Raw genomic sequence first — 26,874 nt, 5'->3', positions numbered from 1 at the left:
GCTCTTAGGCCACGAAAACTGTTGAGATTATGTTCCAGGACAACCCGCTGCTCGCGCAGCTCAAAGAGAAACTCCACTCCCAGACGCCGCGTGTTGAAGGTGTGGTAAAAGGCACCGAGAAAGGTTTCGGCTTTCTGGAAGTCGACGCGCAGAAAAGTTACTTCATTCCACCGCCGTTCATGAAAAAAGTGATGCACGGCGATCGGGTGATTGCAGTGCTGCAAACCGACAAGGATCGTGAAGTTGCGGATCCGGAAAAACTGGTTGAGCCTTTCCTGACTCGTTTTGTTGGCCGCGTTCAGAAGAAAGATGATCGCCTGGCCATTGTGCCCGATCATCCGCTACTGAAAGAAGCGATATCGTGCCGTGCCGATCGCAATGTAAAGCATGACTTTCAGGATGGAGACTGGGCCGTAGCCGAGATGCGCCGTCATCCACTGAAGGGAGACCGCTCCTTCTACGCCGAGCTGACGGCCTTTATTACCACGGCGGACGATCACTTTGCGCCATGGTGGGTAACACTTTCCCGCCACAATCTGGAACGTGAAGCCCCGGAAGCGGTAGCCGGTGAAATGCTGGACGAACAGCTGGAGCGTGAGGATCTCACCGCGCTGGAATTCGTCACCATTGACAGCGCCAGCACCGAAGATATGGACGATGCCCTGTTTGTCGAAGAGACGCCGACAGGTGAACTGTGCCTGACTATTGCTATCGCTGATCCAACGGCTTATGTTGCCGCTAACAGTGAGCTGGACGCCATTGCTGCCGAACGCTCGTTCACTAACTATCTCCCCGGCTTCAATATCCCGATGCTGCCGCGCCACCTGTCTGATGACCTCTGTTCACTGCGTCCGCATGCGCGTCGTCCGGTATTGGCTTGCCGCGTTACGGTTGCCGCTGACGGTACGCTAAGCAAAGAAATCCATTTCTTTTCCGCCTGGATTGAATCCAAAGCTAAGCTGACCTACGACGATGTCTCTGACTGGTTGGAAAACACCGGCGAATGGCAGCCAGAAAGTGAAGCCGTAGCAAACCAGATCCGCTTGTTGCACCGACTGTGCCTGGCCCGTGCTGAATGGCGTCAGAAGCATGCCCTGGTGTTTAAAGACCGCCCTGACTTCCGTTTCCTACTTGGCGAGAAAGGTGAAGTGCTGGATATCATTGCTGAACACCGGCGCATTGCCAATCGTATTGTCGAAGAAGCGATGATCACCGCCAACATCTGTGCCGCTACCGTGTTACGTGAAAAACTGGGCTTTGGGGTTTACAACATCCACCTGGGTTTTGATGCGGAAAAAGCGGAACAGGCCGCGACCATCCTGGAAAATCACGGTGTGAAGGTTGACTCACAGGCCATCACTACACTGGAAGGTTTCCGTCATTTGCGCCGTGATCTGGATTCGCAACCAACGCAGTTCCTGGACAGTCGAATCCGTCGCTTTCAGTCGTTTGCTGAAATCAGCATCGAGCCAGGTCCGCACTTTGGTCTGGGTCTGGAAGCTTATGCCACCTGGACATCACCGATCCGTAAGTATGGCGATATGATCAACCACCGTCTGCTGAAGGCGATGATCAAAGGTGAAACGGCTGAGCGTCCACAGGATGCGCTAACCGTGAAGATGAGCGAACGTCGTCGCCTGAACCGGATGGCTGAGCGTGATGTCGCTGACTGGCTGTACTCACGCTTCCTGCAGAAAGCGGCAGGGACCGATCAGCGCTTTGCTGCGGAGATCATTGATATTTCTCGTGGCGGCATGCGGGTGCGCCTGACTGACAATGGTGCGGTAGCCTTTATCCCTGCCCCGTTCATTCATGCTGTGCGTGATGAGCTGGTATGCAGCCAGGAAAATGGCACCGTACAGATCAAGGGTGACGTGGTGTATCGCGTGACTGACGTGATTGACGTCACTATTGCTGAAGTCCGTATGGAAACACGCAGTATCGTCGCTCGCCCACTAGCATAATCTTATCTGACCGGTGGGATAGTCGTTTATCCCACCGGCGTTTGCCCTACAGTAAACATCCCACTTATTGACCTCATCATTTCTTGTGTGCCCCCTGCTTTAATCAAAAAATTCCCATAACAGAGCAAATCGCGGTTAGCATTTTTTGAACAGCGGCTGAGTGTCGCCAATAAAGTGAGCCACTGTTTAAAAATATATTCAACCGCCCGCGACGGACGAAAACAATGGGCCGGAATACCCAATCAGCCCGTGAAGGCTGATCCTGTTGTATGCCACACCGGGCAGAATCATGAAAATTTTAATCACAGCTTGCGGTGAGATCCGTGAACCAGAGAATTAATTTTTTTGTCCGTACCATGCCGTACTGCCATGTTTACGCTGGTAGTGGCAGTCCAGTAATGGCTGTTGGATAGCCGGTAAATCGGGGGTCAGTTGCTGACTGAAAATGCCCATATAGGCCACCTCTTCCAGTACCACAGCTGAGTGAACCGCCTTTTCTGGCGAGCTTCCCCAGCAGAACGGCCCATGCGAATTTACCAAAACAGCAGGCACCGCCAGCGGATCAAGATCCCGCTGATGAAATGTTTCAATAATTACCTGACCTGTTTCCCACTCATAACGATGCTTAATTTCTTGCGGGGTCATTTGCCGGGTACAAGGGATAGCCCCGTAAAAATCATCGGCATGGGTCGTACCCCAGGCCGGAATATCCAGGCCTGCCTGCGCCCAGATAGTGGCATGACGGGAATGCGTGTGGACAATACTGCCGACATCGGCCCAGGCGAGATACAGCGCCCGATGGGTCTCGGTATCGGATGAAGGGCGCATTGCGCCAGCAATAACTTTACCGCTGGCGACCTCTACTATCACCATATCGTCGCGCTGCATATTGGCATAGCTGACGCCGGAAGGTTTAATCACCATCAACCCACTGTCACGATCGATGGCACTCACATTACCCCATGTGAAGACCACCAATCCGTGTTGCGGTAGTGCGAGATTAGCCTCCAGCACCTGTTGTTTCAGTAATTCCAACATTCTCTTCCCCTCTGGTTAGTGGTTTTATTCTCCCACTCAGGGCGTTTCACCGTGTATGGAGGCAATGGCTGGATGCACGGCAGAATCTGGCTATGACGACAAAATTACGCGAGGAATTAAGACAATTTACCTGTGAAAATATACAGAGACACATACACTACCTGGCAGTAGTCGCACCAGCGATGATCGGTGGCTGTTAAACTAACATTGATCACCCTGCAGTAAAGAAATTATGGAGAAATAAGAATGACAGTAACGGCAAAACGCATTACTGCGAACTTGCTGATCGTGACATTAATGCTCGCGCTGAGCGGCTGTTCCCACTGGTCTGAGCGTGATCGTAATACTGCGATTGGTGCAGGTCTCGGCGCAGTCGGCGGATCCATCCTGTCTAATGGCAGTGGGCTGGGTACGGTAGGCGGTGCGGTTGTCGGGGGCGTTATCGGGCATCAGGTCAGCCGTTAATCCTGACCATTTTCACAGTAAAAAGAAGTGACAACAACGTATTGACCGCAAAAGGGCCGCGAACCGCCGCCCTTTTGCTTTTTACCGGGTAAGCGCGTCAGCGATGACTCATCCCCCCGCCAGTTTAACTTTCAGTCCTTTGGCTTCAAGCAACGCTTTCAGTAAATCACGCTTGTCCCCCTGGATTTCAATCACCCCTTCCCTGACCGAACCGCCGCAACCGCATTTCTTCTTCAATTCCGCCGCTAACTTCTCCAACTCGGCAGCGGCCAGATCCAACCCGGTAATCAGGCTGACGCCCTTACCTTTTCTGCCACTGGTCTGCCGCTGGATACGTACAATACCATCGCCTTTTGCGCGTTGTACCACTTCTTTCGGCTCGGTTATCCGCCCGGTGGCGGTGGAGTAAACCAGCCGACTGTTATTATCCGTCATGATGCCTCCCGTAATGACGCCAGAATAGCAGCCAGTGCGGCAGCCGGGTTGACTGCCTGGGTAATCGGACGCCCGATTACCATGTAGTCCACACCCGCTTGTTGGGCCTGCTGCGGTGTCATGATCCGACGTTGATCGCCCGCATCACTGCCGGCCGGACGGATGCCCGGAGTGACCAGACGGAAATCAGTCCCCAGCGCCTGTTTAAAGCGTAGTGCTTCCTGAGCTGAACAGACCACGCCATCCAGTTCGCACTGCTGCGTAAGCCGCGCCAGGCGTTCAGCATGCTCTGCAGGCGCCGCATTAATGCCGATCCCCCGCAAATCGTCGGCGTCCATGCTGGTTAGCACGGTGACGGCAATCAGCAATGGCGCATCCTTGCCAAATGGCGTCAGCGCTTCACGTGCCGCGGTCATCATCCGTACCCCGCCGCTGGCATGCACGTTCACCATCCACACGCCAAGATCGGCGGCAGCGGCCACGGCATGAGCCGTGGTGTTAGGAATGTCATGAAACTTCAGGTCGAGGAATACCTCAAATCCACGTTGTTGCAGATCCCGTACCAGTTGAGGACCAAACAGGGTGAACATCTCTTTGCCCACTTTCAGGCGGCAACTGCGCGGGTCTACCTGATCAACAAAAGCCAGAGCGCTGTCGCGATCAGCGTAGTCTAACGCGACCAGAACCGGAGAACCGGTTACCTGAGGTGATTGCATGGAAAAACCCTCTGAAAATGGAGCACTACAAGGCATAAATGATAAACGGCAAGCATTCTAGCCGCGCTATCGACAAATTCACAGTGTGTCGTCAAGGTTTTCACGCGGACAGGATTACTGACCGTCAAGTCCGCGAATGGGTTTGATGGAAGACCAGGCTCGACAGGAAGGACAGTGCCAGTAAAGCGTATGAGCGGTGAAACCACATTTGTGGCAGCGATAGCGCGGCTTGGTACGAATTTGCTCGCCAACCATGTCGCGCAACACAATCAGGCTGTCTTTCGCCCGGCCGTCTTCTGCTTCGTTGAGGTGATAATCCATCAGGCGATGGAAAACCCGCATGGTGGGATGGCGCTGCAACTGGCGGTTAATATACAACTGCGCCACGTCTCCCCCCTCGTCACGCTCAATCACGTCGGACAGATATAGTTCGGCGACCGCGCCGGTATTCTCCTCGACACAGCGTTTCAGGTACGCCACCCATTCCTGAGGCTGTTGCAACTGAACGTAACAGGTTTCCAGCATCTCCAGCGTTTCGCTGACCAGTTCTTTATCCTGCTCAATCACGCGCTGGAGGCATTCGACAGCTTTGACATACTCGCTTTTTGCCATATAAATACGGCCCATCATGATCGACACACGGGCACTCTGGCGATCGGCGGCTTCGCCTTTTTTCAGCAGGTTCATCGCACGATCAAGGTCGTCGCCACTCATGGCCTGCAACGCCAGTTCGCAATAGAAATGCGCAATTTCCATCCGTTGGCGGTCTTTCCCCAACTTAACCAACCGTTCCGCCACTTCGATGGCTTTCGGCCAGTCGCTGGTTGCCTGATGAATAATCAGTAACTGTTGCAATGCGCCAATGCGAAAGTCTGTCTCATCGACCAATTGGATGAACATCCCTTCGGCCCGGTCATAAAAACCCGCCGCCATATAATCACGGCCCAGTTGCTGCACGGCCAGCAGGCGCTGATCATAGGTCAGCGACGTGCTCTCCATCAGCGCCTGATGGATCCGAATGGCTCTGTCCACTTCACCTCTGGAACGAAACAAATTTCCCAGCGTCAGATGCGCTTCGACCGTCCCACTGTCTTCCTTAAGCATATCAAGGAACAGATCGACCGCTTTATCCTGTTGGTTGGAAAGCAGGAAGTTAACCCCAGTCACGTAATCACGTGACAGACGGCTGGCTTCCTGTTGCTTATCCTGTTGCGCACTTCTGCGTCCCATATACCAGCCATATGCGGCAGCAACGGGTAATAACAGAAACAGCAGTTCCAGCATATAAAATTATTCCTTAACGGCAGGAACGTGTGACGTTGTCACCGAACCTTCAGCCTGCTCCAGCTTCTGCTGCAAGCGTTTCAGTTTGTGCTGTGAATGGGCCAGAGAGACGCGAAGGCGTAGCCAGAACAAGCCACAGATCGCCCACCCCAGAACAAAACCAGCGGCAAATAATGTCGCCGCCAGCGTGGAAACCCGATATTGCCCCTGCGCCAGCAGGTAGTTAAAGCTAACGATCTGATCGTTATGCGCCCCGAGTGTAATGGAGATAATGAAGATCACTAAAACCAGTAAAAAAATCAGCAAATATTTCACAGTCCGTCCCATAGTCTGGTGATAACCAGAGAATTATGCCAAAAAAATCGCCTTGTTGCTTGTCTGATGCGCTAACCAAAGCGGGGACCGCAAAAATTGCTCGTTTACCTCACCGTTATGGGGGTAAAAGCCAGAATAACAATCACTCATCCTTGACGTTCCCGGATCGCTCGCCAGGTGATACAGTCAATGAGCCGCAGTAACGCTGTACCAGCCACGTGGCGAGCGTCACCCATAGCCAACTGATCAAGATTGAGGTTATCAGATCCTGTGGCCAGTGCATTCCCAGCAGCAGACGACTCCCCATCACCCCCACTGCCCAGGCAAACATCACGACCAGGGTGATAATTCTGCGCCGCGACCACAACAACCCCATGGCCAGTAACGCCCAACTGGCAACAAACATGGTATGTCCTGATGGAAAAGCGTAACCGGTTTCAGACTCCCAGTGCGATTTCAACCAGCCGGGTAAACGAGGGTCTCTGGCAAGCGCGTCACGCACCAGCACACTGCGTTGTTTGCGCTTTTGTTGGTAAAAGGTCTGCCCGTTCAGACCATGATTTTCCTCAAGCCACAGCACATAAGGTCGCGGTTCCCGGACCTGTTGTTTGATAAATGTCTTGCTGTACTGTCCCGCGAGGACCGCCAGGATAATAATCAGCAGTAACAGCAGCGCAGATCGCAACCGGTAGCGCAAACACCAGAGGAACCAGACACATAAAATGGCACTGGTTAACGTCCCCCATGGGCGGGTCACCGTTTCGGTCAACCAGAACAGTATTTCATGGCCCCGTCCCATTTCCACGGGGTGCCACTGCCAGCCGGAAACCCAGACGCAGGCCGGCATAATCAGCAGCAGCAAGGCGCCCAGAGTGGTACGTTTAGCGACATCGAACATAATTATTCCTGACCCACCGGGCCTTCAAGACATTTTTAGCGAACAATATGATTAAAAAATAATAACATATTGGTTGAGATGTTGATAATTGTGCGGTATCACAACAATCGCTCCAGGACGTTAACCGCTCCGGTGTTGATTGTGGCAAAATAAATGGCTATGAATGTCGATTTGCTGATCGTGCCCTACCCATGAAGGTAGCGCAATATTGAGTATCTGGAGAGTTACATGCAGCTTAAACGGGTAGCAGAAGCCAAACTGCCCACGCCATGGGGTGAATTCCTGATGGTTGGTTTTGAAGAATTGGCAACCGGCCACGACCATCTGGCCCTGGTTTATGGCGATATCAGCAATAATCATGAAGCGGTGCTGGCTCGCGTGCATTCCGAATGTCTGACCGGTGATGCCTTGTTCAGCCTGCGTTGTGACTGCGGCTTTCAGTTGAAAGCCGCGCTCAATCATATTGCTGAACAGGGACGCGGCGTGCTTCTTTATCATCGCCAGGAAGGCCGTAATATTGGCCTGTTGAATAAAATTCGCGCCTATGCGCTTCAGGACAAAGGCTACGACACAGTAGAAGCTAACCATCATCTGGGCTTTGCGGCCGATGAACGTGACTTTACGCTTTGTGCGGATATGTTCAAATTACTGGGCGTGAATGAAGTCCGCCTGCTGACCAACAACCCACGTAAAGTTGAAATCCTCAGCGAAGCCGGGATCAATATTGTCGAACGAGTCCCACTGATTGTCGGGCGAAATCCTGAAAACGCCCATTATCTGGATACCAAAGCGGCCAAAATGGGCCATCTGCTCTCCAAAGACTGAAACGGCAAACGGGAACGCCAAGACGTGCCCGTTTACGTTATTTCAGTCTGATTGCAGAGGATGCTGGTGAGCGTCTGTCTGGACAGTCCTCCATCAGCATCCATCACAACCTGTCTGGCGCTTTCATCGTGTAGCCATTCACGTTTAATGGCTTCCCTTCAGTCCAGCATATTGCGAATAACATAATGCAGGATGCCGCCGTTCTGATAATAGGTCAACTCATTACCCGTATCGATACGGCAACGGGCCTCCAGCGTTTCTTTTACGCCATTCCCCCGGGTTAGCGTGACCATTACCGTACCACCTGGCTTTAACTGCGCCAGGTTCTGCACATCGATTTGCTCATCGCCAGTCAGTTCCAATGTTTTTCTGTTCACTCCTGGTGGGAATTCCAGCGGCAGGATCCCCATCCCAATCAGGTTTGAACGGTGAATGCGCTCAAAAGATTCAGCAATAACCACCCGGACGCCTAACAATCCAGGCCCTTTCGCCGCCCAGTCGCGACTCGATCCGGATCCATATTCCTTACCGGCAATCACCGCGAGTGGCGTAGACTGCTGCTGGTATTTCATCGCGGCATCGTAAATCGGTAACTGTTCATTGTCCGGAATGAAACGCGTGATACCGCCTTCAACGCCAGGCACCATCTCATTGCGGATGCGAATATTGGCAAACGTGCCGCGCATCATCACTTCGTGATTTCCCCTGCGCGAACCATATGAGTTAAAATCAGTCTGCGCCACGCCCTGTTCCTGTAGATAACGCCCTGCCGGACTATCAGCTTTAATACTCCCGGCGGGTGAGATATGGTCCGTAGTCACTGAATCACCCAGGATAGCGAGGATCCTCACGCCATTAATGTCTTCAACCGAATCCGGCGTTTTGCTCATTTTCTCAAAGAAAGGTGATAAACGAATATATGTTGAGTGCTGATCCCAGTCATACGTCGCCGCTTCGCTGACCTTGATTTTCTGCCATTCCGGTGTACCGGCAAAGACTTCGGCGTACTCCTTATGGAACATCGCGGTAGAAACCTTCTGTACCGCTTCAGCAATTTCTTCGGGTGATGGCCAGATATCCCGCAAATAAACCGCTTTGCCGGTGTTATCCTCACCCAGCGGATCCGCCTGCAAGTTAATATTCATATTCCCGGCCAGAGCATATGCCACAACCAGTGGTGGCGACGCCAGCCAGTTCGTTTTTACGTAAGGATGGATACGTCCTTCAAAGTTACGGTTACCGGACAACACCGCGGCAACCGTCAGATTTCCCACTTTAATCGCGGATTCAATTTCATCAGGCAAAGGACCGGAGTTGCCAATACAGGTCGTACAACCGTAGCCGACCAGATTAAAACCAAGTTTATCAAGATACGGCGTCAGTTTGGCGGCCGCCAGATAATCGGAAACCACTTTCGATCCAGGAGCCAGCGAAGCCTTCACCCATGGCTGCCGCTTTAGTCCGAGGGTAACGGCTTTTTTCGCCAGCAGACCAGCCGCTATTAACACGCTGGGATTGGAGGTATTGGTACAGGAGGTGATGGCGGCAATCACCACAGCACCCTCTTTCAACGTATGTTGCTGTCCGGCATTGTCGGTGTAGCTGACGGCGTTGAGCTGCTTAGCTGGATTAATTTCCAGCTCATTGCTGGCCTGGAATGCGGCGGGAACATCGCCCAGTGAAACTCGATCCTGTGGACGTTTCGGCCCGGCCAGGCTGGCTTGAACCTCATTCATATCCAGCGCCAGCGAATGGGTAAACACCGGCTCATCGCCGGGATTACGCCACATGCCTTGTGCTTTAGCATAAGCCTCAACCAACGCAACCTGTTCAGTTGTGCGGCCCGTCAGAGTCATGTATTCCAATGTGACGTCATCAATCGGAAAAAAACCGCAGGTGGCGCCATATTCCGGTGACATGTTAGCGATGGTCGCCCGATCCGCCAGGGGTAAGTCATCCAGACCGTCGCCATAAAATTCGACAAATTTACCTACCACGCCATGTTTACGCAGCATCTGAGTCACTGTCAGGACTAAATCCGTTGCCGTGATCCCTGGTTTTAACTTACCCGTCAGTTTAAATCCCACGACATCCGGGATAAGCATGGATATCGGCTGCCCCAGCATGGCCGCTTCGGCTTCAATGCCTCCGACGCCCCAGCCAAGTACACCCAGCGCATTAATCATCGTGGTATGGGAATCGGTACCCACCAGCGTATCAGGCCAGGCAAACTCTTCACCGTCCAACGTCTCATGCCAGACGGCTTTTCCGAGATACTCAAGGTTTACCTGGTGACAAATACCAGTGCCTGGCGGTACCACACTGAATTTATTAAAGGCTTTCTGTCCCCAGCGTAGAAATACATAGCGCTCGTGATTGCGCGCCATTTCAATCCTGACATTTTTTTCGAAGGCATCATCATCGCCAAAATGGTCCACTGTGACCGAATGGTCGATAACCAAATCGACCGGTGACAATGGATTCACTTTAGCGACATTCCCCCCCAACCGTTTGACCGCCTCACGCATTGCGGCAAGATCAACGACCGCAGGGACGCCGGTAAAATCCTGCATCAAGACACGGGTAGGTCGATAGGCGATTTCCCGGCTGGCATGCGCCTGCTGCAACCAGCCAGCCAGTGCATGAATATCTTCAGCCGTAACGGTCTTTTCATCTTGCCAACGCAGAAGATTTTCGAGCAGGACTTTCAGTGAGTTAGGGAGTCGGGAAAGATCACCAAGTTGCTCTTCCGCTTTCGCCAGACTGTAATAATTATAATATCTGCCTTGCACATCCAGACGAGCCTTGACCATTTGATGTAGGGTCGACGACATGACGCCTCCTTCATTTGTCTTATCATAACCTGAGTAAATGCAGGGTCAGATTTAAAGATAGCACAAACAAAAGTTAACACATCATTAACAATGTCGACTGATATTCGGTAAAACAAAACGCCCCGGGGAATAATCCGCGAGGCATTTTGTAAGAATTCTTTATATTTAAAATTCCAGAACAAAGCTACTTGTTTTCAAGCAGAGCAGAAGGAATCCCTGTGGCTAAACCCGGTCATTTGAGTTAAGTTCCTTTTTCTATCCCCAGCGAACAAGGTGATCTGAGCACTAAAAATTGCCAATCTATCATTGCTAATCGTTTGAATTATAATGTCCGGTATTATATCGGTAAAAATAATATCTTTACTGCTTCCCAGGTTGACTAATCATTGAATCAATAAAATTACGTTGTCGTTCATTCAGTTCCCAACTCGCAGGGATAGCCACATCTTTCATCTTTTTATCTGCACAAAAGCGATCTTGCCTTTTTCCAGGCTGCGGTGATTTATGGTCTACAGTCTCAAAATGCACGCTCATCCCCATAGACCACGCACAATCATTAATGCGATAACGACCCAGAACATCGCTGAACTGGTTAAAATCACCATCCATGCTTTGCGTTTCAGATGATCGTTACGCCGAAGCGTAACCTCTTTTTTGTGACCGAAGTCAGTATGAACAGATAATCTTGTCGTCATAGCTTTGTATAACCTCGTACACTGACAATAATATTTTCACCCAACCAAAATAAGGGGGAATCCTAAACACATTAAAGAGCAAAATCCAGTTACATTTACAGATACAAACGATTAATGGCATTTATAAAAGTTTAAAAATTACATTCATTTTCATTTAAAAATTCACGTCAATTATATTTTTTTACGTAAGTAACAATATACTGAACAATTTAAATAACTTTACTACGGAATACCAACAGGCATACTTGAGTTAAGGACTGAGTTGGGATGACTGGAATATCCGCGCTTTGCGTATAGCCCCATAAACCATCCGCTGCGGCCCGTAAACGCCGAGAGTCATCTTTCCTCTCCCCTGCCCATCACGGTTTACGATGCATTTTTAATTAGAGTATGGGAATGTTCTTAACAACATGCAAAGGTGTTTACTGAAAAATGTGTTCTAATTCTCATTTATTGTAAAACAAAGATGGAATATGTGACATACGTTTCATTTAAAAAGTAAACTTGAGAAGTTTTCACCCTTAAATGATTCAAGTAACAGGTATATGAATCCCAATAAACTGACTCAGACCAGTGATTCAAAAAAGTAAAAACGGGCTCACTCACCGGTGATCTGGGTATATTGAAGTGCGCAGGATGAATTAAGTAAAAGAGCCTCATTGAGGCCCTTAACATCATAATAAACACTCATGGGCGAAATTACTTCAACGGCAATTTAATATCTTTGAACATTGCTTCAATATCTTCATTGGATCGCAAACCTATAGCCGTATCAACCACATCACGCGTCAGATGTGGTGCAAAACGTTGTATAAAATCATACATATAGCTACGCAAAAAAGTACTACGGCGGAAACCGATCTTGGTGGTGCTATAACTGAAAACATCCGTCGCTTCGATTCTTACCAAATCAGGGTCCGAAATCGGATCGACCGCCATGCTGGCAATCACCCCGACGCCCAGTCCAAGTCGAACATAGGTCTTAATCACATCAGCATCTGTCGCGGTAAAAACAATGCGTGGCGTCAGACCAGCACGATTAAACGCGGTATCCAGTTCGGATCGCCCCGTAAAACCAAAGGTATAAGTGACCAATGGATACTCTGCCAGTTCCTCAATCGACACTTTTTCTTTATCTGCCAGCGGATGGTCGGGGGTCACAACGATGGCCCGATTCCAGTGATAGCAAGGCAACATGATCAAATCGTCATACAGATGCAACGCTTCGGTGGCAATCGCAAAGTCGGCATTCCCCTTTGATACGGCCTCAGCGATTTGCGTTGGCGACCCCTGATGCATATGCAAAGAAACGCGCGGATAACGCTCGATAAAACCTTTAATCACATTAGGCAATGCATAGCGCGCCTGAGTATGAGTTGTCGCGACATACAACGACCCTTTATCCGGCCAGGTATGCTCACCCGCGACGGACTTAATCGCATCGACTTTAGACAGAACTTCACGGGCGATACGAATGATTTCCTGACCGGCTGGTGTGACCTGGGTCAAATGCTTGCCGCTACGGGCAAAAATCTGTATTCCCAATTCATCCTCCAGCATCCGCACCTGCTTACTGATACCGGGTTGGGAAGTGTAAAGGCCTTCAGCCGTTGAAGAAACATTCAGGTTATGGTTAACCACTTCAACGATATAACGCAGTTGCTGCAATTTCATGTTCATTCCATCCAGGGGTTGGAGTCACGCGCCAGTTATCCGCGCTATCAGTTACGGATAAGCCGAAGCACTGGGGAAATCGGACTAATGCGATTTTATAATAAAGAAAGGTATATCTATAACAACTATATCAAAAAAGCCCTGAATGTATATACCCGACATACGCCAGGCCACAGCGGTATGTCACACCGAGTAAGCGGCGGGAGAGTGACTCGCTGACGACCTTCCTGCAACACACATATGGGGTACAACACGTTAACGGGCCAGCGGAAACTGGCCCTGAAGATTAGATTACTTTTTAGTGGCGGACTTACTGGTCACTTCCCATTTTCCATCAACGTAAAATGCAGACCATCCCGTTGCCTTACCTTCTTTCTCGGTACTGACATATTGCTGTTTAGTTTTGCGGCTGAAGCGCACCACCGATTTGTTCCCTTCATTATCCGCTGCCGGGGCATCCGCAAGGTAACGAAGTTTCTCAGGCAGGCGATCCCGGAAACGCTGCAGTTCTTCTACCAGTGGAGCGCGCGTTTCCCTTGATTTAGGGAAGGTGTTCGCCGCCAGGAAGACCCCTGCAGCACCATCACGCAATACGAAGTAAGCATCTGACTTTTCGCAAGCCAGTTCTGGCAGTGGAACCGGATCTTCTTTCGGTGGAGCAACATCGCCATTACGCAAGATCTTACGTGTATTTTTACACTCGTCGTTGGTGCAAGCCATATATTTGCCGAAACGCCCCATTTTCAGATGCATTTCCGCGCTACATTTCTCACATTCGACGACCGGACCATCGTAGCCTTTAATGCGAAACTCACCTTGTTCGATTTCATAACCATCACAGCCAGGATTATTACCACAAACATGCAACTTGCGTTGATTATCAATCAGGTAGCTATCCATCGCCGTACCGCATTTATTGCAGCGATGGCGAGCGCGGAGGGCATTAGTTTCAGCATCGTCGCCTTCGAGAATATTCAAAACTTCATTCTCGGGGATCAGGTTGATAGTCTGCTTGCAACGTTCTTTTGGCGGCAGAGCATAACCGGAACACCCGAGGAATACGCCGGTACTGGCGGTACGGATCCCCATTTTACGCCCACAGGTCGGACAATCGATAGCAGTCAGGATCATCTGATTCGGCTGCATCCCGCCCTCTTCCGGATCCTTATCCGCCTTCTCCAACTGCTGGCTAAAATCGGCAAAGAACTTATCCAGTACGCTTTTCCACTGCGCTTCGTTGTTGGCGACCTTATCCAGATTATCTTCCATGTGCGCGGTGAAATCGTAATTCATCAGCTCGCGGAAGTTCTCTTCCAGACGGTCGGTGACAATCTCACCCATTTTTTCGGCGTAGAAACGGCGATTTTCGATCCGCACATAGCCACGATCCTGAATCGTCGAGATAATTGAAGCATAAGTTGAAGGACGCCCAATACCGCGTTTTTCCAGTTCGCGAACCAGTGACGCTTCGCTGAAACGCGCTGGCGGCTTGGTGAAGTGCTGACTTGGTTTCAACAGTTGCAGTTCAAGCGCTTCGCCAACCTCTATCACCGGTAACGTGCGATCTTCATCGCCTTTACGCAGCGCGGGCATCACTTTAGTCCAGCCGTCAAAACGCAATGTGCGCCCCTTCGCCTTTAATTTGAAGTCACCTGCCGCAACGGTCAGCGTCGTGGAATCATATTGTGCCGGCATCATCTGGCAGGCAACAAACTGGCGCCAAATCAACTGATAAAGTTTCTGCGCATCGGTTTCCATGTCCTTCAACTGCTCAGATAATATGCCTACATCGGAAGGACGAATGGCTTCATGCGCTTCCTGCGAATTATCTTTGCTGGCATAAACGTTTGGCGCTTTCGGTAAATATTTGCCGCCGAACTCGCTTTCAATGTAGCCACGCGCCATATTGAGCGCATCCTGACTGAGATTAGTAGAGTCAGTACGCATATAAGTGATGTGACCCGCTTCGTACAAGCGCTGCGCCATCATCATGGTTTTTTTCACGCCGAAGCCCAGACGGGTACTGGCTGCCTGCTGCAGTGTGGAGGTGATAAATGGCGCGCCAGGTTTACTGCTGGTTGGCTTATCTTCACGATCGACCACCACATAACGCGCTTTCTCCAGCAGACTGAGCGCCGCCTGGGTCTGCTCGCCGTTAACCGGACGGAACGGTTTATCATGCTGATGAGTCACTTCCATCGGCAACACATTGCCTTTTGGCGTGTTCAAATCAGCGTGCAGTTCCCAATACTCTTCTGGAACGAACGCTTTAATCTCGCGCTCACGCTCAACCACCAGACGCACAGCAACCGACTGAACACGGCCTGCCGACAGTCCCCGGGCAATTTTTTTCCACAGCAATGGGGAAACCATATATCCCACCACGCGGTCCATAAACCGACGAGCCTGTTGCGCATTTACTCGGTTAATATTCAGCTCGCCCGGTTTGTCGAAAGCCTGGCGAATAGCATTTTTGGTAATTTCGTTAAACACCACACGACTGAAGCGCGAGTCATCGCCGCCGATCACTTCCCGCAGGTGCCAGGCAATGGCTTCCCCTTCGCGGTCAAGGTCCGTTGCGAGATAGATATGCTCAGCATTCGCGGCCAGAGATTTTAGCTCGGAAACCACCTTTTCTTTGCCGGGCAGAATTTGGTAATTCGCTTTCCAGTCATGATAAGGATCGACGCCCATGCGGTTAACTAACGCCGTTTTTTCGTCCTTTTTTACCTTTTTGGTCGCTTTACTGGTTGTAGAGTCAGCGCTCTTTTTAACTGTTGACCCACTCGTCGGCAAATCACGAATATGACCGACGCTGGACTTTACCACGTAGTCATTTCCAAGATATTTATTGATTGTTTTGGCTTTTGCCGGGGACTCAACTATTACGAGAGCTTTACCCATATTTACCTTTACCTGATTAAAACATCCGAGAGTAAATTGCGCTGTTTGCCCGATGCAAACTCGTCGCGTTAAGGATATGGCTACCGGATTTCAGTTTTTCAACCCGGTTGTTTTTTGTCTGGTCAACACAAGCCACATGCAAGTCAACCGGTTGATTAATTATACCTTTTCCCACCTGCTGAGCGAACTGATCACCAAACGTAACGCCTGTTTTACACCCAGAACCCGAAACGCCCACACTCTACCTGATAAAATTTGATACGCAACTTAATTAGCATCTGCCCATCGTTTCTGCCAGAAATAGCAACGAAAGGAATCACCTCACATGTCGTATCGCTAACAGGGTGGTCTTATTTATCGTGGTCGTAATATACTGTGCGATAGCAACCTTTATAAAGGAGATAAACAGTGAACCAGACTGAGGCTATTGATAAGGCCGCGCTGCTGAAAAAAGCGAATGAGATGATGACGCAGCACGAGCATTACTTTACCGGACTGACGGCCACTGACGTGGAACAAAAAGGCGACGTATTGGTATTTCGTGGTGACTATTTTCTGGATGAGCAAGGACTTCCGGGGGAGAAAAGTACGGCAGCATTTAACGTATTTAAGTTTCTGGCGGTAGCGCTTTCGTCTCGCTACCATTTACAAGAATAACGCCCGCGATACGGGCGTTAACGGCATTACAGTAACGGCTTCTGACCGCGCTGCCAGCAACGTAGCAGCACTCGTTCCGCGCTGTTGGCGGCGCTCTGAGTAAAACGGTCAATAACGCTCTTACGCCGAGTGAAGCGTACCGAGATCACTTCACGACTGGCTATCTGGTCGATTATCAGGTCATCACTGGTGCCAATGGCATCAATCAGTCCTTTCTCCAGCGCCTGAGTACCAAACCAGTGTTCGCCCGTCGCCACTCTGCTGATATCCAACGCAGGACGCATCTGGTGGACAAATTGCTTGAACAATTGATGAGTTTCATTCAGATCTTCACGAAACTTCTCACGTCCCTGTTCGGTATTTTCACCAAACAGCGTCAGCGTACGTTTGTACTCCCCCGCAGTATGCAATTCAATATCGATCTCGTTACGCTTCAGCAGTCGGTTGAAATTAGGGATTTGCGCCACCACACCAATTGATCCAATGATAGCGAACGGCGCCGCGACAATGCGATCCGCCACGCAGGCCATCATATAACCACCACTGGCGGCCACTTTGTCGACAGCCACCGTCAGGCGGATCCCTTTATCGCGCAGTCGCTGCAACTGAGAAGATGCCAGCCCGTAACCGTGTACGACTCCTCCCGGGCTTTCCAGACGCAGCAACACTTCATCTTCTGGTTGTGCGACCGCCATGACCGCAGACACTTCTTCACGCAGCGAGCTGACTTCATGAGCATCCATGCTGCCTTTAAAATCAATCACAAACAGCGTTGGCTTCGTCTCGTCGGATTTCAGTCCCTGTTTAGCATGCTGTTTTGCTGCTTTAGCTTCGAGCTTCTCTTTTTTCTTCTGCGCTTTGTGCCACAATTTCTGCTGATGATGCGGTATTCTCGCCAACACCATCTCATCTTTCATCTCCTGATAACGTTTACCCAGGTTCGTCAGTTTCAACTGTCCCCCCTGATCACGTTTACGCATCGCCAGATTGGTAATCAGGACAGCAATGACAGCAATCGCCACTACCACGGTGATCGTTTTAGCCAGAAATAGTCCATAATAAGAGAGTAGTTCCACTTATTCCGCCTTATTTAACATCGTATTAGAAAAGCCGCTAGTGTAGCCGAGTCGCTGACCGGCGTCGCCCGAATAGCGTCGTTTTAATGCAGTTTTACACCGGGATAACATTGAACTAATTACCATTTTCAGGCATAAAGCAGATTATTCATTGTAAGCAAGAGCTTAATTGTCTCGCTGCTCATTTTACCGCCAGAGGACATCTCCGTGCACTATCATCCGAAAAGCACACTGCTGACCGATCGTATCATTCTGGTTACCGGAGCCAGCGATGGGATCGGCCGCGAAGCCGCGCTGTCTTATGCCCGCTATGGCGCGCAGGTTCTGTTGCTCGGACGTAACCGACAAAAACTTCAGGCCGTGGCTGACGAAATTGCCGTACAGGGCAAGCCCGCCCCACTCTGGTTTATTCTTGATTTCGACACCGCCACCCCGGAGCATTGTCAGCAACTGGCCAGCGACGTGGCGCAACATGTTTCACGGCTGGATGGCGTGCTGCATAACGCCGGTATACTGGGTGATATCGCACCGATGGACCGGCAGAATCCGCAGGTCTGGCAGCAGGTGATGCAGGTCAATATTAACGCCACATTCTTCCTGACCCAGGCATTGCTGCCCTTATTGCTCAAATCTGCATCGGGTTCATTGGTGTTCACCAGTTCCAGTGTTGGCCGACAGGGACGCGCGGGCTGGGGCGCGTATGCCGTGTCCAAATTTGCGACTGAAGGCATGATGCAGGTACTGGCGGAAGAATATGCTAATCATAATCTGCGGGTAAACTGCATCAACCCGGGGGGCACACGGACGAAAATGCGCGCCAGTGCGTTCCCCCAGGAAGACGCCAACAAATTAAAAACTCCGGCAGATATTATGCCCCTCTACCTTTATCTGATGGGCGACGACAGCAAAGGGAAGAATGGTATCAGCTTTGATGCGCAGCCAGGACGTAAACCCGGTGCAGCCGAATAATAACGCTCAGTGGCGACGCTGCGGAAAATAACCGATGCCGCCACTACAATGCTCACGCCTTCAATACGAATATCCAGGCTTAAACAAGCAGTGAAAAACCACCGCGCCCGTCTTTGGGTGTTAACGTTTATTCGCCGGACGGCGGCTACCGCTAACCTGTGAGTGACGCTTGACAGCACGGCGGATCTGGTTCGCCTTGGTGCGACGGCGATCTTTCTCAACCGGCAATTTACTGGTGGTTTCTGGCGGTAAATCAACCAGTCCACGCAGATAATTGATCGGCGCCAGATCCAGCTCAGTCCAGCCGCCGCGCGGCAAACCTTTAGGCAGCGCAATATCGCCGTAACGAGTACGAATCAGCCGGCTGACCTGCACCCCGACAGACTCCCAAAGACGCCGCACTTCGCGGTTACGCCCTTCGGTCAACGTCACGCTGTACCACTGGTTGATGCCTTCACCACCACTGAACTTCAAGGTTTTGAACGAGGCTGGACCATCTTCCAATTGCACACCACGGCTCAACTGTTTCAGTTTATCATCATCAACCTGTCCGAATACGCGCACCGCATATTCCCGTTCTACTTCACGGCTGGGGTGCATCAGACGATTCGCTAACTCACCATCGGTTGTGAACAGTAACAGGCCGCAGGTATTTACATCCAGCCGTCCAACAGCAATCCAGCGGGCGCCTCGCAACTTTGGCAAACGGTCAAATACTGTCGGCCGACCTTCGGGATCGTTACGGGTACATAATTCGCCTTCCGGCTTATAGTATGCCAACACGCGGCAAACGGTTTCCGTTGATTCGGCGACAGAGACCAAATGACCATCAATACGAATTTTCAGGGCGTTGCCTGGCTCGACACGATCGCCTAACGTGGCCAGCTTGCCGTCGACGCTAATGCGTCCGGCAGAAATCATGCTTTCAATCTCGCGGCGGGAACCGTGCCCGGCGCGCGCCAGGACTTTTTGTAATTTTTCGCTCATGGAGCTACCTCTGTGTCGCCTTCCCAGGCGTCGAATGGATAAAAATTAACACTTAAAAATCAATGAGTTGCATTTAAATTCGAGTGCCATTATACAGGATGTGCAATCCATTGTAACCCCCAATGTTGTACGCGATGTTGTACAATCTCCGGACAATAAAAAACCCGCCATAGACGGGTTAATGTTCCCTACACGCCCAGGTTGCTATTGCCGACAGAAGCCCTTTGCAGTGTAGTAGTGGTTGTTTTGTTCGGCTGTAGGGGTTTAGTGGTTCCGCCTATGTTCTTAGTAGACACTGTTTTGGTAGCGATAACATTAATGTTTGTTGTTGCTACCAGTCTCATCTGTTCAAGATCGAGATTGAAAATTACAGCGTCTAGTGTCTAGATTATCCGTGGCGCTTCATTCACAACGTTCTGAACAGACAGGTGAAGGTATCCAAATCCGCATCATGCCATCACACGATGATATTTGACGATGACTAACGAAATCGCCGTATCAGGAAGAAGATAACTGCCGCTACAATCAGAGGGACACCGAATATTACCCATAGCGACGCCGGATCATACTCTCCATCAGCCATAGCAAGGCCTGTTGCATTCAAAAGATCATCAATCCGATAGGAAAGCTTCTCAATCAGGTCCCAGACAGGACGGACAAACAAAACTACCGCTAAACACACCAGATAGAGCACGACAAACAACAGGAGAGCGCGCCAGCGGCTATTTGATTTGACAGTTGTCATAATCCGTTCTCCCCCTAACTATTACACGTCCGTAGGCCTTAACGCCTGCTTTAACCTGGACCATTTTAGTAGACAGAAGCGCCTTACGGAGCACCTCAAACTGTGATATTCGGTGGAATGTGATGCAACCCCATGATTCACCCCCGCCATTAGGCCTTAAAGGATGGAGCCTGAACCCGCCTCTATCAACACCATGAACGAACATATGATCACTCATAGTTGAGTTGCTATAAAGCCCGAACCATTCGCTATGGTCAGTACCGTTATTTCCAGTCCTTTATGGTGCTCAATACACGGTTAGCGAAACTGCCAACAGGACGGGGAACAATCCAGTAAGTACCGGGTGGCAATGCGGCCTTGTTCTTCCAGGCACATTCAGCAATATTCGTTGTCGGATTATCACCTGAAAATACATCAAAGGTGCCAACGCCATAGCAAAGAAGTTTTACGGTTTTCCCGTCAGCACTCACCTTATTGTAATCCATCTCACACTGGATCATCTGTTACCTTCTTATTGATTAATCCAGCTAATGATAAGCTTTTTCGTCTACCAATCAAGTGATGCTAATCAAAGGATTACTTCAATATATCTTTAAGCCCTTAGACAAAATCAGAAAATCCTGAACTTCCACTACACTAAGAATGCTCTTAATATATGTAAAAATTACGATAAGGGACGTTATGAAACTTTTCTACACCATGCCAGCAATCGTTCTTCTTGCCGGCTGTGCACAGATGCGACCAGTGCAACAACAATCAGATATTGAATTGTGCGGCAATGGTGGCTTAGCTATGCATCAGGGCAATACTGACAACTTTTTTTCCATTAAGTCAGAGATACAACGCAGAAAAGCGTTAAAAATCTTTAAAATCAGTAATGATGATTGTTTAACATCTGCGAATCTGGCAGTTAACAACGCAATCCAAGAGCAACAAAGAGCAGTAGCCATAAGCGAAGCATTGGACAACTACAATCAACAGATGCAGGCAAATCGACCAAAAACAACTACCTGCAACACCCTTGGTAGCACCACGGGTAATGTGTACGGTAATAACGTGAGCACGTTTGGAAATGCGAGTACTACCTGCACCTCTTACTAAACAATGAAATATCAACGCCATCAACAACAGGTAGTAATTCTCTGAGGGTTGGCTCATGTGTGTAGCGTGCTGTGATGCCTAAAGATTCTGTGAGGCTATGCCCAACAACAAGCTGTACATACACAGGTCCGGAGTGTACCAGGGCTTTTGTGATGAATGAGTGTCGGATAGCATGAACCCGGCGTTTTTGCCCTTTCTCATTGAAATCTGGCGCTTTAGCCTTCTGCATAATTCAACCCAGGCTTCCGTCATCTGCGTGTGCTACCTTGCCACACAGACAAGATCCTTTCACCAGAATGCTCCTCCTGCTTTACCGCGAAACTTAACGAAAAGGTTGTACATCTCCCATCCCTTCCCTGACGACCACGGGGCTGTTCTCAGTCAGATCGATAACCGTCGTCGGACGCTGCCCCAGATAACCGCCATGGATGATTAAATCCACCTGTTTACCAATCATCTCCTGAATCGCCTCGGGATCAGACTCAGTAAAATCATTGCCTGGCAGTATTAACGATGTTGACATTAACGGTTCATCCAGCGTCTCAAGCAATGCCAGCGCAATGGGATTGGAGGGGACACGCAGACCAATGGTTTTTCTTTTTTCATTCATCAGACGACGCGGCACCTCTTTCGTCGCTTTCAAAATAAAAGTGTAATTGCCCGGTGTGTTATTTTTAATCAGCCGAAAAGCCGTGTTGTCAACGTAAGCATAGGTGGATAGCTCGGACAGATCACGGCACATCAGCGTGAAGTTATGGTGACCATCCAGTTGCCTGATATGACAGATGCGATCCATCGCATTCTTGTCTTCTAACTTGCAGCCCAGCGCATAGCCAGAATCGGTGGGATAAACGATAACACTGCCTTTATTCAGGAGCTCTACCGCCTGTTTAATCAAACGCGGCTGTGGGTTTTCCTGATGAATATAAAAAAATTGACTCATAACAACCCTCTTGTTCGCCGTCAGGCAGACGGATCAAACAGATACAATTTCCGGAAAACGCAGCCAGACGGCTTCAACACCGCCCGGCAGCCATAAATTTTTCCCCAGTTCAATCCACGCACAAGGCTGATGGAAATCCGACCCCTGCGACACGGCCAGTTGATAATCTTGCGCATAGCGAGCCAGTTGGGTACGTTCATTGGGCGCCTGTTGGCATTGCGCCACCTCCATCGCATCACCGCCCTCTTCACTGAAGTGGGCAATCAGGCGCTTTAACCATTTTGTCGACAGACCGTAACGTCCCGGATGAGCCAGGACAGCCCGCCCCCCCGCATGATGGATAACCGCAATGGCCTGTTTAATTGTACCCCACTGTGGTGGGACATAACCGGTTTTGCCTTTGGCAAGATAATTTTTGAACACCTGCGCCATATTATCGGCTTTGCCCTGCGCGATAAGAAAACGAGCGAAATGCCCACGAGTGACGGCTCCGCCCTCTGCCAGCGCCAGCGCACCCTCCAGTGCATCGGGGATATGCGCTTTTTCCAGACGTTGAGCCATTAACTGCGCCCGCGCCAACCGACGATCGCTTTGCTCACGCAAAAAGGCGATCAGTCCGGGATGCTGGCAATTCACGCCAAGACCGACAATATGGATTTCATTATTTTCCCACTGGGAAGAGATCTCTACTCCGGCAATCAGCCGCAGGGGGAGTTGTAGCCTGGCGATAGCGTCACGCGCGGGCGATATGCCATCAACCGTGTCGTGATCAGTAATAGCCAGCACATCCACGCGATGCGCAACGGCCCGCTGCACCAACGCTTCCGGGGTAAGTAATCCGTCAGAAGCGCGAGTGTGGCTGTGAAGATCGTACAGAGGCCAGGGATTAAGCGGAATTGGATCGGTCAAAACGGCTCCGGCATCAGCGGATGAATGTCGCTGCATGATACTCAGTTTTTTGTCCAGGAGAAAAAAGAGTATTGACTTTTTTATCTCGGACCAGTTAACTAGTACAAAAGTTCACAAGCAAGGGTATCTGAATCATGACGATGATATATTCAATAATGACAGGTTGGTGGCGCACTTCTCCCTGAGATGGGCGAAGGAATCATGCATACACCCCACCGTTGTGCAGATACCCAGGCCCGCCTAAAGCGGGTTTTTTTTTAGCAAATTTTAGAGAACTGACCTCATGCAAAATGCCAAACCTGGAGTGAAGTTGATAACCGGTAGCGCCCCCTACCGCGAGGATCCGGCTGCCGTCTTTCATCAGTTGTGTGGCGCGCGCCCGTCCACGCTGCTACTCGAATCCGCCGATATTGACAGTAAGCACAACCTGAAAAGTCTGCTGATTCTTGACAGTGCGCTGCGCATCACCGCACTAGGTAATACCGTTACCGTGCAGGCACTGTCAGAAAATGGTCATGCGATACTCCCGTTGCTCGATGCCGCATTGCCCGCCAGCGTTATCAACAATGTCAGCCCCAATGGGCGTGAATTAACGTTCCCCACCAGCACCGACGTCCAGGATGAAGATTCGCGTCTGAAGTCGCTCTCCGTCTTTGATGCGTTGCGCCTGATCCCTCAGTTGTTTAACAACCCGGGGGGGGAGCGCGAAGCCATGCTGCTCGGCGGGCTGTTCGCTTACGACCTGGTGGCGGGTTTCGAGAACCTGCCCGCACTCAGTAATGAGCAACGCTGCCCGGATTATTGTTTCTATCTGGCTGAAACATTGCTGGTTATCGATCACCAGAGCCAGACCGCCCGGTTACAGGCCAGCCTGTTTACCCCAGCGCCCGGTGAATTTTTACGCCTGCAGAGCCGCATCGAACAGCTTAAAACGCAGATGTTGCAGCCAGCCTCTCCGCTGCCCGTGCAGCAGGTTGAAAACATGGTGCTGAGTTGCAACCAGAGTGATGAAGAATACTGCCATGTCGTGCGTCAATTGCAGGAAGCCATTCGCGTTGGCGAGATTTTCCAGGTGGTGCCCTCCCGCCGTTTTTCACTGCCTTGCCCGTCACCGCTGGCGGCGTATGACACACTAAAAAACAGCAATCCAAGTCCGTATATGTTCTTTATGCAGGATCAGGAATTCAGCCTGTTTGGCGCCTCACCGGAGAGCTCGCTGAAATACGATGCCGCCAGCCGGCAGATTGAAATCTATCCGATTGCCGGTACCCGCCCTCGCGGACGTCACGCCGATGGTTCTCTGGACCGGGACCTGGACAGCCGCATCGAGCTGGAAATGCGTACCGATCATAAAGAACTGGCGGAGCATCTGATGCTGGTTGACTTGGCCCGTAACGACCTTGCGCGGATTTGCCAACCCGGTAGCCGCTACGTCGCCGACCTGACCAAAGTTGACCGTTACTCATTCGTCATGCACCTGGTTTCCCGCGTGGTGGGCCATCTACGGGAAGATTTGGATGTGCTGCATGCTTACCGCGCCTGTATGAATATGGGCACGCTGAGCGGCGCGCCAAAAGTTCGCGCCATGCAACTGATTGCTGAAGCGGAAGGTACGCGGCGCGGCACCTACGGCGGCGCGGTAGGCTATTTCACCGCCAGTGGCGATCTGGATACCTGTATCGTTATCCGCTCCGCTTATGTCGAAGACGGCGTCGCGACCGTTCAGGCAGGCGCGGGAGTGGTTCTGGACTCAATCCCACAAGCAGAAGCGGATGAGAGCCGTAATAAAGCCCGCGCCGTTCTTCGTGCTATCGCCACGGCTCATCATTGCAAGGAGATTTTCTAATGGCTGATATTCTGCTGCTCGACAATATTGACTCCTTTACCTATAACCTCGTCGACCAGTTACGCGCTTTTGACCATAACGTGGTGATTTACCGTAACAACGTGCCGACCGACACATTAATTGCCCGGCTACAGGAGATGGAGAACCCGGTGCTGATGCTGTCGCCTGGGCCTGGTACGCCATCGCAAGCAGGCTGTATGCCGGAATTATTGCAGCGTTTGCGCGGTCGCCTGCCAATCATTGGTATCTGTCTGGGACATCAGGCGATTGTCGAAGCGTATGGCGGCCATGTTGGTCAGGCGGGGGAAATCCTGCACGGTAAAGCCTCAGCCATCACGCATGATGATACCGCGATGTTTGCCGGGTTGAGCAATCCACTGCCCGTCGCGCGCTATCACTCACTGGTCGGCAGTAATATCCCGGATGAACTGACCGTTAACGCCACATTCAATGGCATGGTGATGGCCGTGCGCCATGATGCCGATCGTGTCTGCGGCTTTCAGTTCCACCCTGAGTCCATCCTGACGACCCAGGGCGCTCGCCTTCTGGAACAAACGCTCGCCTGGGCGCTGGCGTAACAACAAGGAAACACAGATGAACGCGATTCTGGAAAAACTTTATCAGGCCCAGATCCTGACTCAGGCCGAAAGCCATCAGCTTTTCTCGGCGATCATTACCGGCCAACTGGAGCCAACCCAACTGGCAGCTGCGCTGATTGCGATGAAAGTGCGTGGCGAACGTCCGGAAGAAATCGCTGGCGCCGCCACCGCGCTGCTGGAAGACGCCAGAGCATTCCCCCGCCCCGACTATGCTTTTGCGGATATCGTGGGAACGGGCGGCGATGGCAGCAACAGCATTAACATTTCCACCGCCAGTGCTTTCGTGGCCTCAGCCTGCGGTCTTAAAGTCGCGAAGCACGGTAATCGCAGCGTTTCAAGCAAGTCGGGATCGTCTGATCTACTGGCGGCGTTTGGCATCAGTCTGGATTTGCCAGCGGAACAGGCGCGTCTGGCGTTGGATGAGTTGAATGTCTGTTTCCTGTTTGCCCCGCAGTATCACACCGGTTTTCGTCATGCCATGCCAGTGCGCCAGCAGTTGAAAACCCGTACACTGTTTAATGTGCTCGGCCCGCTGATTAACCCTGCGCGCCCACCGCTGGCAGTGATCGGCGTCTACAGCCCGGAACTGGTGCTGCCGGTGGCCAAAACGCTGAAGATGCTGGGCTATCAGCGCGCGGCGGTAGTCCATGGCGGCGGCATGGATGAGGTGGCGCTGCACAGCGCAACCCAGGTGGCCGAACTGCGCGACGGAGAGATAACCTGCTATCAACTGACACCAGAAGACTTCGGGCTGAGTTTCCACCCGCAGGAAGCACTGGCGGGCGGCACACCGGAACAAAATCGTGATATTCTGGCCCGATTACTCCAGGGTAAAGGCGAACGCGCGCACGAAGAAGCTGTTGCGGCTAACGTGGCGTTGCTGCTGAAGATTTTCGGTAATGAAGATTTACAGGAAAACGCCCGCACGGCGCTGAACGTCATCCGCAGTGGTCAGGCTTACGAGCGAGTTGTCGCACTGGCAGCAAGAGGATAAT

General features: G+C 51.1%; 25 protein-coding genes, 1 pseudogene and 1 other annotated feature. Of the genes and pseudogenes, 8 read left to right on the top strand and 18 right to left on the bottom strand.

Annotation, left to right across the window (positions count from 1 at the left end):
• Positions 1–29 precede the first annotated feature (29 nt).
• Positions 30–1,964: an exoribonuclease II gene (locus EH228_RS00870; RefSeq protein ID WP_152319816.1), complete on the top strand. Its 1,935-nt coding sequence runs from the start codon at positions 30–32 to the stop codon at positions 1,962–1,964.
• A 336-nt stretch (positions 1,965–2,300) separates the two neighbouring features.
• On the opposite strand, the gene EH228_RS00865 is transcribed toward EH228_RS00870, so the two are convergent.
• A complete protein-coding gene (locus tag EH228_RS00865) occupies positions 2,301–3,002 on the bottom strand; it encodes an L-ribulose-5-phosphate 4-epimerase (protein WP_152319815.1) in 702 nt (233 codons plus the stop codon).
• A 246-nt stretch (positions 3,003–3,248) separates the two neighbouring features.
• Here EH228_RS00865 and osmB point away from each other — a divergent pair, with 246 nt between their 5' ends.
• Positions 3,249–3,467 (top strand): osmotically-inducible lipoprotein OsmB, encoded by a 219-nt coding sequence (gene osmB, locus EH228_RS00860; protein ID WP_152319814.1) that lies wholly within the window; start codon positions 3,249–3,251, stop codon positions 3,465–3,467.
• 108 nt (positions 3,468–3,575) lie between these two features.
• Here the strand turns inward: osmB and yciH are convergent, their stop codons facing one another.
• From yciH to pgpB, 5 genes are all read right to left on the bottom strand, one after another.
• A complete protein-coding gene (gene yciH / locus EH228_RS00855; RefSeq protein ID WP_152319813.1) occupies positions 3,576–3,902 on the bottom strand; it encodes a stress response translation initiation inhibitor YciH in 327 nt (108 codons plus the stop codon).
• Entirely contained in the window at positions 3,899–4,618 is a 720-nt protein-coding gene (gene pyrF, locus EH228_RS00850; RefSeq protein ID WP_152319812.1) for an orotidine-5'-phosphate decarboxylase, read from the bottom strand. The genes yciH and pyrF overlap by 4 nt, the downstream gene beginning before the upstream one ends.
• A gap of 114 nt (positions 4,619–4,732) precedes the next feature.
• Positions 4,733–5,902: a lipopolysaccharide assembly protein LapB gene (lapB, locus tag EH228_RS00845; protein WP_152319811.1), complete on the bottom strand. Its 1,170-nt coding sequence runs from the start codon at positions 5,900–5,902 to the stop codon at positions 4,733–4,735.
• Positions 5,903–5,908: 6 nt separating this feature from the next.
• Positions 5,909–6,217, bottom strand: a complete 309-nt coding sequence (locus EH228_RS00840; RefSeq protein ID WP_152319810.1) for a LapA family protein — start codon at positions 6,215–6,217, stop codon at positions 5,909–5,911.
• Positions 6,218–6,359: 142 nt separating this feature from the next.
• The gene (gene pgpB / locus EH228_RS00835; RefSeq protein ID WP_152319809.1) at positions 6,360–7,115 is read right to left on the bottom strand and encodes a phosphatidylglycerophosphatase B; all 756 of its coding nucleotides are present in this window, start codon (positions 7,113–7,115) and stop codon (positions 6,360–6,362) included.
• 228 nt (positions 7,116–7,343) lie between these two features.
• Here pgpB and ribA point away from each other — a divergent pair, with 228 nt between their 5' ends.
• Positions 7,344–7,940 (top strand): GTP cyclohydrolase II, encoded by a 597-nt coding sequence (gene ribA, locus EH228_RS00830; RefSeq protein WP_152319808.1) that lies wholly within the window; start codon positions 7,344–7,346, stop codon positions 7,938–7,940.
• A 158-nt stretch (positions 7,941–8,098) separates the two neighbouring features.
• Here the strand turns inward: ribA and acnA are convergent, their stop codons facing one another.
• From acnA to topA, 5 genes are all read right to left on the bottom strand, one after another.
• Positions 8,099–10,774: an aconitate hydratase AcnA gene (acnA, locus tag EH228_RS00825; protein WP_152319807.1), complete on the bottom strand. Its 2,676-nt coding sequence runs from the start codon at positions 10,772–10,774 to the stop codon at positions 8,099–8,101.
• 360 nt (positions 10,775–11,134) lie between these two features.
• A complete protein-coding gene (locus EH228_RS20690) occupies positions 11,135–11,383 on the bottom strand; it encodes a hypothetical protein (RefSeq protein ID WP_193323246.1) in 249 nt (82 codons plus the stop codon).
• On the bottom strand, positions 11,305–11,469 hold the full coding sequence (locus EH228_RS20685) for a YmiA family putative membrane protein (RefSeq protein WP_152319806.1): 165 nt from the start codon (positions 11,467–11,469) through the stop codon (positions 11,305–11,307). The genes EH228_RS20690 and EH228_RS20685 overlap by 79 nt, the downstream gene beginning before the upstream one ends.
• Positions 11,470–12,168: 699 nt before the next feature.
• Positions 12,169–13,143, bottom strand: a complete 975-nt coding sequence (cysB, locus tag EH228_RS00815) for an HTH-type transcriptional regulator CysB (protein ID WP_152319805.1) — start codon at positions 13,141–13,143, stop codon at positions 12,169–12,171.
• A 291-nt stretch (positions 13,144–13,434) separates the two neighbouring features.
• Positions 13,435–16,047, bottom strand: a complete 2,613-nt coding sequence (gene topA / locus EH228_RS00810; RefSeq protein WP_152319804.1) for a type I DNA topoisomerase — start codon at positions 16,045–16,047, stop codon at positions 13,435–13,437.
• A gap of 408 nt (positions 16,048–16,455) precedes the next feature.
• On the opposite strand from topA, the gene EH228_RS00805 reads away from it, so the two are divergent.
• Entirely contained in the window at positions 16,456–16,704 is a 249-nt protein-coding gene (locus EH228_RS00805; RefSeq protein WP_152319803.1) for a DUF2498 family protein, read from the top strand.
• A gap of 26 nt (positions 16,705–16,730) precedes the next feature.
• Here EH228_RS00805 and sohB read toward each other — a convergent pair whose 3' ends face one another.
• On the bottom strand, positions 16,731–17,780 hold the full coding sequence (gene sohB / locus EH228_RS00800) for a protease SohB (RefSeq protein WP_152319802.1): 1,050 nt from the start codon (positions 17,778–17,780) through the stop codon (positions 16,731–16,733).
• A gap of 207 nt (positions 17,781–17,987) precedes the next feature.
• Here sohB and EH228_RS00795 point away from each other — a divergent pair, with 207 nt between their 5' ends.
• Positions 17,988–18,749: a YciK family oxidoreductase gene (locus tag EH228_RS00795; RefSeq protein WP_152319801.1), complete on the top strand. Its 762-nt coding sequence runs from the start codon at positions 17,988–17,990 to the stop codon at positions 18,747–18,749.
• 120 nt (positions 18,750–18,869) lie between these two features.
• Here the strand turns inward: EH228_RS00795 and rluB are convergent, their stop codons facing one another.
• The 4 genes from rluB to EH228_RS20360 all read right to left on the bottom strand — a co-directional run bounded on the left by rluB (position 18,870) and on the right by EH228_RS20360 (position 20,981).
• Positions 18,870–19,736: a 23S rRNA pseudouridine(2605) synthase RluB gene (gene rluB, locus EH228_RS00790; protein WP_152319800.1), complete on the bottom strand. Its 867-nt coding sequence runs from the start codon at positions 19,734–19,736 to the stop codon at positions 18,870–18,872.
• Between the two features lie 481 nt (positions 19,737–20,217).
• Entirely contained in the window at positions 20,218–20,481 is a 264-nt protein-coding gene (locus tag EH228_RS00785) for a hypothetical protein (protein ID WP_152319799.1), read from the bottom strand.
• Entirely contained in the window at positions 20,459–20,686 is a 228-nt protein-coding gene (locus tag EH228_RS20365; protein WP_240116206.1) for a tlde1 domain-containing protein, read from the bottom strand. The genes EH228_RS00785 and EH228_RS20365 overlap by 23 nt, the downstream gene beginning before the upstream one ends.
• A gap of 58 nt (positions 20,687–20,744) precedes the next feature.
• Positions 20,745–20,981 (bottom strand): DUF2778 domain-containing protein, encoded by a 237-nt coding sequence (locus EH228_RS20360; RefSeq protein WP_240116202.1) that lies wholly within the window; start codon positions 20,979–20,981, stop codon positions 20,745–20,747.
• 181 nt (positions 20,982–21,162) lie between these two features.
• Here EH228_RS20360 and EH228_RS00775 point away from each other — a divergent pair, with 181 nt between their 5' ends.
• On the top strand, positions 21,163–21,582 hold the full coding sequence (locus EH228_RS00775; protein ID WP_152319798.1) for a hypothetical protein: 420 nt from the start codon (positions 21,163–21,165) through the stop codon (positions 21,580–21,582).
• A 322-nt stretch (positions 21,583–21,904) separates the two neighbouring features.
• Here EH228_RS00775 and EH228_RS00770 read toward each other — a convergent pair whose 3' ends face one another.
• Together EH228_RS00770 and rnm are read right to left on the bottom strand one after the other, a co-directional pair.
• Positions 21,905–22,525 carry an L-threonylcarbamoyladenylate synthase gene (locus EH228_RS00770; protein WP_152319797.1) on the bottom strand — a complete coding sequence of 207 codons (621 nt, stop codon included), beginning with the start codon at positions 22,523–22,525 and terminating at the stop codon, positions 21,905–21,907.
• Positions 22,526–22,558: 33 nt separating this feature from the next.
• A complete protein-coding gene (gene rnm / locus EH228_RS00765) occupies positions 22,559–23,470 on the bottom strand; it encodes an RNase RNM (RefSeq protein WP_152319796.1) in 912 nt (303 codons plus the stop codon).
• Between the two features lie 122 nt (positions 23,471–23,592).
• Positions 23,593–23,693, top strand: a sequence feature (Trp leader region).
• A 24-nt stretch (positions 23,694–23,717) separates the two neighbouring features.
• On the opposite strand from rnm, the gene EH228_RS00760 reads away from it, so the two are divergent.
• A complete protein-coding gene (locus EH228_RS00760) occupies positions 23,718–25,280 on the top strand; it encodes an anthranilate synthase component 1 (protein WP_152319795.1) in 1,563 nt (520 codons plus the stop codon).
• Positions 25,280–26,873, top strand: a pseudogene (trpD, locus tag EH228_RS20355) (bifunctional anthranilate synthase glutamate amidotransferase component TrpG/anthranilate phosphoribosyltransferase TrpD). The gene EH228_RS00760 and the pseudogene trpD overlap by 1 nt, the downstream one beginning before the upstream one ends.
• Position 26,874: the final 1 nt, after the last annotated feature.

Source organism: Erwinia endophytica (assembly GCF_009295515.1).
GTDB classification, from domain to species: domain Bacteria; phylum Pseudomonadota; class Gammaproteobacteria; order Enterobacterales; family Enterobacteriaceae; genus Erwinia; species Erwinia endophytica.
This window is presented reverse-complemented; position numbering and strand designations above follow the sequence as displayed.